This window comes from Kitasatospora sp. NPDC048296, from assembly GCF_043201815.1.
Classification (GTDB): Bacteria; Actinomycetota; Actinomycetes; order Streptomycetales; family Streptomycetaceae; genus Kitasatospora.
The window spans coordinates 1-2829 of the sequence record NZ_JBICZB010000082.1 but is presented as its reverse complement, the minus strand read 5'-3'; the positions used below and the strand labels follow the sequence as shown (position 1 = coordinate 2829).

Sequence of the window (2829 nt, the reverse complement as noted above, 5' to 3'; positions counted from 1 at the left end):
CCCGGCGCCGCCGCCCCCCCCCCGCCGGTTTTTAGCCCCCCCCCCCCCCCCCCCCCCCCCCCCCCCCCCCCCCCCCCCCCCCCCCTCGCCGTTCCGCAGCGGTGAGATCATGGTCCACGTGGCCGACTTGAACCACCAGGTCCTCTCGTACGCTCGAACTCTGTCCCCACCGTCGGGGTGGAAGGTCGAGGTTTCGGGCGATGCGATCGTCATCACGGCAACCCCTTGCGTGCTCCACCAGCACGACCTGCTGATCGTCCGCAAGCAGCTCGACGCACACTGCCCGGCCGATCTGATGCCGAGCGAGAACACCGACCTCGCCTCGACGAACGTCGGGAAGCTGCGCAACCCTGACCTCACTTACATCCCCCTCTCGGCGATCGAGTCGGGTGGCAACGAGGTCCCGGCCGAACAGGCCGCCATCGCGGTGGAGATCGTCTCGCCGTCGAACCCGGAGAACGACCTGGTCGGCAAGGTCCGCAACTACCCGCTGATGGACATCCCGCTGCACCTCCTGATCGACCCTCGCGAGGGCGACATCACCCTCTACTCCGAGCCCTCCGCCAGCGGCTACCACCAGCAGTGGAACGGCAAGTTCGGCGACCGCGTGCCGATCCCGGCCCCGTTCGACTTCGAGCTCGCCACCGACGACCTCGTCCGCTACCCCGCCTGACCCGCTTTCTCGGCAAGACGATCGGACATCCAGCGAAGACTTGAGGATATTCATCCGCTCACCCGGCCTCCCTATCGTTGATCACGTCGAGAACGGCCTCGCTCGGGGCCGGTGTTGATCCGAGAGGGAGAGTTCGATGCGTGCGATCGTGCAGCGGGAGTTCGGCGGCCCGGAGGTCATGGAGCTGGTCGAAGTGGAGCGGCCGAAGCCGTTGAGCGGCGAGGTGCTGGTGCGGGTGAAGGCCGCCGGGGTGAACCCGGTGGACGTCGCGGTGCGGGCGGGGGCGCTCCCGCTGCTGGGCGAGCCGCCGTTCACGGTGGGCTGGGACATCTCCGGGGTGGTCGAGGAGGCCGGGCCGGGCGCCCGCTACCGGGTCGGCGAGGAGGTCTACGGGATGCCGTTCTTCCCGCGCTCCGCCGGCGGGTACGCCGAGTACGTGGCCGCGCCCTCCCGTCAACTGGCCCGCAAGCCCGCTTCCCTGGACCACACCCAGACCGCCGCGCTGCCGCTGGCCGCGCTGACCGCCTGGCAGGGCCTGGTGGACCTGGCGAAGGTCGGCGAGGGCGACCGGGTGCTGATCCACCGGGCGGCCGGCGGCGTCGGCCACTTCGCCGTCCAGATCGCCAAGGCCCGCGGCGCATACGTGATCGCTCTCGCGAGCGAGCCCAAGCACGCCTACCTGAAGGAAATCGGCGCCGACGAGGTGATCGACTACCGCACCACCGACTACACCGAGGCGGTCGAGGACGTCGACATCGTCTTCGACTCCTCCTCCGAGGGCACCCGCGCCCTGGAGGTGCTCAAGCCGGGCGGGACTCTCGTCAGCATCATGGAGCACTGGAACCGGGAGCTCGCCGCCGCGATCGAGGCCGCCGGACGGCGCTTCGCGGGCGTCTCCGTCGAGCCCGACTACGCCTCGCTGGAGGCGATCGCCGCCCTGGTGGACGAGGGCCTGATCCGCCCGCACGTCGCCGCGGCCCTCCCGCTCGCCGAGGCCGGCCGGGCGCATGAGCTGGTCGGCTCCGGTACCGTCCAGGGCAAGGTCGTCCTCACCGTCGACTGAACTCCCACACGCGGCGAGAGGGGCGGGCGTTGGACATCCTGACCGAGGCACTGGGTTCGATGCGCACGGCGCACCCCGCGTCCGTGCGCACCGACGGCCGGGCGCCCTGGGCCCTGCGTCTGCCCCCGGTGGTCGGGGCCGGTTTCCACGTGGTGCTGTACGGCACCTGCTGGCTGGTCCCGGTGGACCCGGCCGTCGGCGGCGAGCCCGTCCCGCTCAGCCCGGGAGACGTGGTGTTCCTGCGGGACGGCCGGGGCCATGTGCTGGCCGACCACCCGGACACCCCGCCGGTGGACGCCAAGGCCTGCCGGGTCGAGAGCGGTTCGCCGATCGGCACCCTGTCGCTGGGCGGCGACGGCGCCCGCACCAGCCTGCTGTGCGGCAGCTACCACCTGGACCAGGGCCGCCCGCACCCGATGGTCCGCCAGCTCCCGGAACTGATCCACCTGCCCACCCGGCACGGCCGCCATCCCGAACTGGCCGCTGCCGTCCAGCTGTTGGGCGCCGAGCTGGAGAACCCGCGGATCGGCTCGACCGGGATCGTCCCGGCGCTGATCGACGCGCTGCTGCTGTACATCCTGCGGGCCTGGTTCGAGGACCAGCCCGCCACGACCGCCGCCGGCTGGGCGGCGGCGCTGCGGGACACCGCCGTCGCGCCCGCTCTGACGGCGATCCACGAGGCCCCGGCGACCCCGTGGACGGTGGAGTCCCTGGCGGACCGGGCGGGCCTGTCCCGGGCCGCCTTCGCCCGGCGGTTCACCTCGATGGTGGGCGAGCCGCCGATGGCGTACCTGACGCGCTGGCGGATGACCACCGCCGCCCGGCTGCTGCGCGAGTCGGAGGCGCCGCTGACGTCGGTGGCGGCGCAGACCGGGTACGGCTCGGAGTACGCCTTCGCGAAGGCCTTCAAGCGGGAGTTCGGCCAGGCCCCCGGCGGCTACCGCCGGGAGGCCCGCGCCGCGTAGCGCACCCGTCTCAGGACCGGACCCGGTCTAGAACCAACGCCGTGTAGATAGAGCCTTGGGCGGTTGCGTCAAGTCGCCTGAAATGGGACGGAGCTCCTGCTAGAACCGTGTCGGCCAAGATCACTGTT

3 protein-coding genes are annotated in these 2829 nt (G+C 72.0%); all 3 read left to right on the top strand.

Annotation, left to right across the window (positions count from 1 at the left end):
* Positions 1–118: 118 nt before the first annotated feature.
* The 3 genes from ACGF12_RS32675 (at position 119) to ACGF12_RS32665 (ending at position 2701) form a co-directional block, all read left to right on the top strand.
* Complete coding sequence (locus ACGF12_RS32675; protein ID WP_393038218.1) at positions 119–673, top strand: Uma2 family endonuclease; 555 nt, start codon at positions 119–121, stop codon at positions 671–673.
* Between the two features lie 136 nt (positions 674–809).
* Positions 810–1736, top strand: a complete 927-nt coding sequence (locus tag ACGF12_RS32670) for an NADP-dependent oxidoreductase (protein WP_393038215.1) — start codon at positions 810–812, stop codon at positions 1734–1736.
* 29 nt (positions 1737–1765) lie between these two features.
* Positions 1766–2701, top strand: coding sequence for an AraC family transcriptional regulator (locus tag ACGF12_RS32665; protein WP_393038212.1), 936 nt, complete (start codon positions 1766–1768; stop codon positions 2699–2701).
* The last annotated feature ends 128 nt before the right edge of the window (positions 2702–2829 follow it).